The sequence below is a fragment of the Mesorhizobium sp. WSM3873 genome (genome assembly GCF_001672445.1).
In the GTDB taxonomy this organism is placed as follows: Bacteria; Pseudomonadota; Alphaproteobacteria; order Rhizobiales; family Rhizobiaceae; genus Mesorhizobium.
Genome location: NZ_LYTM01000003.1, coordinates 213407 through 219568 on the forward strand (window position 1 = coordinate 213407; position 6162 = coordinate 219568).

A 6162-nucleotide genomic window follows, 5' to 3' on the forward strand; every position below is an offset into this window, starting at 1 on the left:
GATCCAAAAGTGCGAAGCGGTTTTGGAAATCCGATGCAAGATCGAGGAAAAGACCTGGCGGCCCTCGCCTCAGTCGGTGCGCGGAGTCGGCGGATCGAATCGGTAACCGGCACCCCTGATCGTGGTGATGGTCTCCGTATCGAGCTTACGGCGCAGCCTCACGATGCGCGAATCGATCGAGCGGTCGAAAGCGTCGGCATTCTCGGCGGGCGCGGCGGCAATGATGTCGTCGCGCGTCAGCACCTTGCGCGGGCTCGCCAGAAACAATCTCAACAACGCCACCTGCCCCGGCGACAGCTGATCCTCGGCGCCGGAACGATGCATGACCATGGCCGACCTCAAGTCGACGGTCGCATTCTCCAGCACGATCAGTTCCTGGGGGTTGCGGCCGCGCCGCGTCAGCAGGCGGCCGATGCGCGCCGCCAGCTCGCGCACATTGAGCGGGCTTTCGATCACGTCGGCTGCGCCGAGCTCCAGCGCCAGCACCTTGTCGACGAGATCGGCGGGCCGGCAGATCAGGATGAAGTCGCAGCCACCCTCGCCGCCCCCGCCTTGGCTACTATAGCGCTTGAGCAGTTCGCGCCCCTCCGCCTGGGTCACGTCGTCACCGACGACCACGACGTCGATGCCGCCTGCCGAAAGCAGCGACTCCGCCTCCCAGGGCTGGCGCGCCTGACGCACATCGTGCCCGCGCCGCTCGAGATGGTCGGCCAGGTCGCCGGCCACCACTTCGGCAACGGATACAAGCGCGACGACGGATCGTGCTGCCATTTTCTCCACTCCGCCACGGACAACTCGAGATGAGCGCTGGACATCATGTTTATACCCAATCTACTTTCCGCTGAAAGCGGGAGCGAGACCATTGTGAAGGCGCGCATCATTGTCGTCGAGGACGAGCCGGATCTGAGGGAAGCGGTCGCCGAGTATCTCGGCGCCAGCGGCTATGACGTTGCCACGGCCGAGAATGCCGCGGCGGCGCGCAGCCTGCTCGAGGCGCAACCCTTCCACCTCGCCATCCTCGACATCGCCATGCCCGGCGAGGACGGCCTGTCGCTCGGCCGCTGGCTGCGCTCCAAGACGCAGATCGGCATCATCTATGCCACCGCCGCCGGCACCGCGCTCGACCGCATCGTCGGCCTGGAGCTCGGCGCCGACGACTACATCGTGAAGCCCTATGAGTTGCGCGAAGTGCTGGCGAGGGTCCGCAGTGTGCTGCGCCGCGTGCCGCAGCCGGTTGCCCCGCAGGCCGCGAAGACCGAGGCCGGCACGCGCCGCTTCATGAATTTCGGCAGCTTCCAGGCCGATTTCGACGGCAGGCTGGTGACCGGCGCCAATGGCGCGGTCATCGAGATGGCCAAGAGCGAGTTCGACGTGCTGGAAGTTTTCCTCACCCGCGCCAACCGGCTTCTGACGCGGGCGGCGATCTCGGAGGCGATCGGCTTCGTGGAAGACCCGGAATCGTCGCGCGCTGTCGACATCCGCATCATGCGTCTGAGAAAGAAGATCGAGGCGGACCCCTCCAATCCGAAATTCCTGCGCACGGTGCGCGGCGAAGGCTACATCTTCTCGCTGCCGGCTGGCGACGGCAACTGACTCCGGCGCCGCGCACCTTCCGGATACGCAATCGACGCTGTAGCATTCCGGTCCGGCGGCATGCCCCCAGAAAACCGTTGTCGATTTTCGGGCTTGTGTGCTGGATTTCATGGTTTACCGATATGGCCCCGGAGATGACGTTCGACGATGACAGCTGAGGCCGCACGGACAGAAATGCACGGCTCCCGCCAGGGCGCCGCGATGGCGGCCGTCCATGTCGTTCGCCGCTTGCGCGAAGCAGGCGACTGGCAGCGCGAGATGGACAGCATACTGGAGGCACTGTGCCGTTCGTTGGACTGCCAGCGCGGCATTCTCTTCCGTTTGCGCGAGTTGCCGGGCGAGGGCTTCGCCCAGTCCGTGGCCTCCTACTGGATCGACCCTGCTTTTGGCGGCGAGCTCGCATCGCCTACCGTGATCATGCAGTCGATCATCAACTCCGATCCGCTCCTGGAGCAGTTGCAGGAGGATGAGCGCCAGGGCAAGGTCTTCGCCGGCCACACGCGCGACCTCGATGGTTTCCTGCGGGCCGACTTCGAGAAGCAGAACATAAAATCCTTCATTTCGGTGTCGGTCTTCGCCCACGGCCATCTCTGGGGCACTCTGGCGGTCAATGACTGCGCGGCCGAACGCGAATGGACGGATGAAGAGGAGGCGACGCTTCACATCATCGCGCTCGCCATCGGCGACGCCATCGAGCGCTCGCCCTCAGAGGCGCATGCCAGCGAGGTTATCCGCCGCACCATGCTGCAGGCTTCGCTCGACGCCATCATCGTCATCGACGAGGCCGGCTCCATCATCGAATTCAATCCGGCCGCCGAGAAGATGTTCGGCTTCAAGCGCAGCGACATCCTCGGCAAGGATCTGATCGACACGATCGTGCCGCATTATTACCGCAAGGGTTATTCGTCGGGCGCCGAGTACATGGCCGGACGGGGCGCGCCGATGGTTGGCCAGCGGCTGGAGACAGTGACCCAGAACGCGGCCGGCGAGATCTTTCCGATCGAGCTGACCGCGACGGAGATGCGGGTTGCCGACCGCCGGCTCATCTTCGGCTCGATCCGCGATCTGCGCGAGAAGCTGCACGCCGAAGAAGAGATCAACCGCCAGCGCGAGAAGCTGCACCAGAATGAGAAGATGGCGGCAATGGGCTCGCTGCTCGCCGGCGTCTCGCATGAGCTCAACAACCCGCTGGCGGTGGTGGTCGCACAATCGACGCTGCTGCATGAATTCGCGGCCGACCCGCAGACCAAGGTGCGCGCCGAAAAGGTGCGCGCGGCCGCCGAACGCTGCGGGCGCATCGTCAAGAGCTTCCTGTCGATGGTGCGCCTGCATCCGACCGAGCAGGCCGAAACCGACCTCAACCAGGTGATGCGCTCGGCGCTCGAAGTGACCGCCTATGGTGCGCGCTCCAGCGGCATCATCATCGACACCGACTTCGCCAACGGCCCGCTGCTCGCCATGGCCGACGCCGACCATGTCACGCAGGTCGCGGCCAACTTCCTCATCAACAGCCAGCATGCGCTTGCCGGCTTCACCGGCGAGCGGCGCATCAAGGTGCGGACCTTTCGCAGCGAGCGCGGCAATCCGGGCTTCTCGGTCGAGGACAACGGACCCGGCATTCCCGATGCGATCCGCTCACGCATCTTCGAATCCTACTTCACCACCAAGCCGGTCGGCGTCGGTACCGGCATCGGCCTGTCGATCTCGAAATCGATCGTCGAGCGCCACAACGGCAACATCTGGTTCGAAGAGGTGCAGCCGCACGGCGCGCGCTTCGTCGTCCAGTTGCCGGCGATTGCCGGCAATGCGGCAAAGGCCGGCGAGGGTCCGGCGCGGTCGAGCGGGTTGCGCCATGCGCTGATCATCGACGACGAGCCCGACGTCGCCGCTTCGCTGTCCGACATATTGGAGCTCATGGGGCTCAAGTCGCGTCTCGTGCCAAGCTGGACGTCCGCCGGCGAGGTTCTGAGCGGGCACATGCCGCCGGACATCGTGTTTTCCGACCTGCGCATGCCGGGCACCAGCGGCATCTCGATCTACCGTGAATTGCTGGCCGAACGGCCGGGGCTGGCGCAGCGTTTCGTGCTGGTCACCGGCGACCTCATCGGCGCCAAGGCCGAGATTGAGGCACTGCCGCCGCAGCAGCGGCCGCAGATCCTGGAGAAGCCCTTCTCGACGCTCGACGTCCGCGGCATCCTTGCGACCGTTGCCGATGTCGCGGCGGCCGACAACGGCGCCGACATCTGAAATTGCTCCCTCTGCGGCTTCACCTGGATATCGTCAGATTCGAAAAAGAGGCTCCCGACCGACTTTGCGGCGGGAGCCTGACTGGAGCGCGGAGGGTGCGCTCAGGGGAGCCTAAAACACATTCGGGGTGTCGGTCAGCAGCGCGGCATTGGCGATCATACGCACAGCTCGGGCCCGGTGCTGACCGGACTGCTCGGCAATGGCACGCAGGCATTCGGCGTTCTCGGCGCCCCAGCTCTGCCCTTTGCAGGCGAATTCGACTTGCGACTGCGGCAGGCGCGCGGTTTTGAGCGTCGTCGGCGCGCCCTCCACGACATTGGCCGGAGGATTGATCGAGGCGAAAGCGGGACCCGCGGCTGGCGCAAGCACCATGCTGGCGAAGGCGGCAACGCCCAGCAGCATGAACATCGTCATCGGATGGTCGCTGGCGCGCTGGCGCAACGCCAGCTTCGGACGGCGATCATTGCGCTCGGGACCGTAAGAGCGGCGGCTGGCATCGGCGATCCGGACTTTAGCAAACATCGGCTGTTCCCTTCGTTATCTTTCTTTTTTCCTTGAAACGAACTTAACCGCACCACGTAACAGCCGAATGATAGGGCGCGATGGCCCATGTAACAGGACTGAAACGGGGATCGTTCTGTTCCTTTTGCTCCTGTCGGATGCGGCGGACTGTAAGCGACCTCACACAGGCGCAGAATTGGCATGGCTGTCGCGATCGTCCGATGCGCGAAGCGCGTCGAAACGGTGCCCTCACAAACTGCGGATCCGAAGCTGGAACCGCCGTGTTGCACTCCTGGTTAAGGCTCGGATTTTCCGGGATTTTCTCGGCTCGGATGACTGTAAGCCGGTCGCCATGATATTTCCATGTTTTCACAAGCCATTGCATTTTAATGGAAAATATGCTTTTATTGAATGAGCATTCAACAAAACGAGAGCATTTTCATGAACCCGCACCTGCGTGACGTGGCGATCCCCAACGATTGGGACCGGCGGGGTTTGCCGGGGTGGAGTTACCACTCCAACGCCCTTCTCGAGCTTGAGAAGGAATACGTCTTCCGCAATCACTGGCAGATCGCCGGCCATGTCTCCGACGTGCCAAATCCGGGCGACTATCTGACGATGGACGTCATCGGCGAGCGGGCGCTGATCGTGCGCGGCAAGGACGGCGTCGTGCGTGCCTTCAACAACATGTGCCGTCATCGCGGCAGCCGCGTCGTCGCCGACAGCCAGGGCACCTGCAAGAACGCGCTGATCTGCCCGTTCCACGGCTGGGTCTACAATCTCGACGGCACGCTGCGGGGGGCTGCCCGTCCGCGCTCCTTCCCGGAACTCGACAAGACCGAGTTCGGGCTGATGCCGCTCGATCTCGAAGTCTGGATGGGCTTCATCTTCATCCGCTTCCGCAACGGTGGCCCGCAGCCTTCCGTGGCTGAACTCTTGAAGCCGATCGAGGCGGAGATCGCCCATTACAATGTTGCCGACATGGTGCCGTGCTTGGGCATCTGGACCCAGAAATCACCGGTCAACTGGAAATCGGTGCGCGACGTCGACAATGAGGGCTATCACGTTGCCATGGCGCATCCGGCGCTGCAGGACCTCTACGGCGCGACCTATTTCGACGAACCCTTCGTCAACGGCGTTTCACGCTCCTTCGCCACCTACAACCCGCATGCCGGGCGGCGCTGGAGCGTCAACCAGTACATCAAAATAGCGCCCGAGCCGACGCACCTGCCGGAGCATCTGCGCAAAGCCTGGATCTATTACGGCATCTTCCCCAACAACGCGCTGTCGATCATGCCGGAATCGGTGCAGTTCTATCAGGAGTTCCCGCTGTCCACCGGCGAGACGCTGCTGCGCGGCGCGATCTATCGCTACAAGGACGAGACGCGGGAGCAGGCGGCGGCGCGCTACCTTGCCTACCGCATCGACCGCGACACCATGAACGAGGATGTCCAGCTCTCCGTCTGGTCGAACGAATCCATGCTCTCCGAGGCGTTCGGGGGCTTCTACCTCTCCGACCTCGAATATGGCGTGCGCACCCACCACGACCATCTGCGCAGGCAGGTGCCGGTGCTGAACTTGGAGACCGCACCGGAGGAAAAGGACATGTGGGGATTGAACGACGCGCTGAGGTCGAAGGGCTAGAAGCTGCTAATCTCCCCCCTTGAGGGCAGGGCTATCGCATATGAGTAAAGAGTTCATAGAAGAAGTCTTTGCTCCAGTTGGCCCTGCGCATCTTGCTGGCGATTGGTTTGTCGAGCGGATGGGCAGCCAAGATGTTTTGGGCGAGCCTGCGGATGACGGCCAGGTTTTGTGGCGCGT

The 6162-nt window shown here is 63.5% G+C and carries 5 protein-coding genes and 1 pseudogene; 3 read left to right on the forward strand and 3 right to left on the reverse strand.

Annotation, left to right across the window (positions count from 1 at the left end; all coding sequences use genetic code 11):
- Positions 1-69: 69 nt before the first annotated feature.
- Positions 70-771 carry a response regulator transcription factor gene (locus A9K71_RS03665; protein WP_066990432.1) on the reverse strand — a complete coding sequence of 234 codons (702 nt, stop codon included), beginning with the start codon at positions 769-771 and terminating at the stop codon, positions 70-72.
- 93 nt (positions 772-864) lie between these two features.
- Here A9K71_RS03665 and A9K71_RS03670 point away from each other — a divergent pair, with 93 nt between their 5' ends.
- A complete protein-coding gene (locus A9K71_RS03670; RefSeq protein WP_066990435.1) occupies positions 865-1593 on the forward strand; it encodes a response regulator transcription factor in 729 nt (242 codons plus the stop codon).
- Between the two features lie 147 nt (positions 1594-1740).
- Entirely contained in the window at positions 1741-3840 is a 2100-nt protein-coding gene (locus A9K71_RS03675) for a sensor histidine kinase (RefSeq protein ID WP_066990438.1), read from the forward strand.
- 111 nt (positions 3841-3951) lie between these two features.
- Here the strand turns inward: A9K71_RS03675 and A9K71_RS03680 are convergent, their stop codons facing one another.
- A complete protein-coding gene (locus tag A9K71_RS03680) occupies positions 3952-4362 on the reverse strand; it encodes a hypothetical protein (protein WP_066990442.1) in 411 nt (136 codons plus the stop codon).
- A gap of 420 nt (positions 4363-4782) precedes the next feature.
- On the opposite strand from A9K71_RS03680, the gene A9K71_RS03685 reads away from it, so the two are divergent.
- Positions 4783-5985 carry an aromatic ring-hydroxylating dioxygenase subunit alpha gene (locus A9K71_RS03685; protein WP_066990508.1) on the forward strand — a complete coding sequence of 401 codons (1203 nt, stop codon included), beginning with the start codon at positions 4783-4785 and terminating at the stop codon, positions 5983-5985.
- Between the two features lie 31 nt (positions 5986-6016).
- Here the strand turns inward: A9K71_RS03685 and A9K71_RS32305 are convergent.
- Positions 6017-6162: pseudogene (locus A9K71_RS32305) on the reverse strand (ISAs1 family transposase); the annotation flags it as partial.

Bases quoted from the DNA above. Each gene is read 5' to 3' on its own strand.
- A9K71_RS03665 (WP_066990432.1), bottom strand. From the start codon at position 771: ATGGCAGCACGATCCGTCGTCGCGCTTGTATCCGTTGCCGAAGTGGTG.
- A9K71_RS03675 (WP_066990438.1), top strand. From the start codon at position 1,741: ATGACAGCTGAGGCCGCACGGACAGAAATGCACGGCTCCCGCCAGGGC.
- A9K71_RS03680 (WP_066990442.1), bottom strand. From the start codon at position 4,362: ATGTTTGCTAAAGTCCGGATCGCCGATGCCAGCCGCCGCTCTTACGGT.
- A9K71_RS03685 (WP_066990508.1), top strand. From the start codon at position 4,783: ATGAACCCGCACCTGCGTGACGTGGCGATCCCCAACGATTGGGACCGG.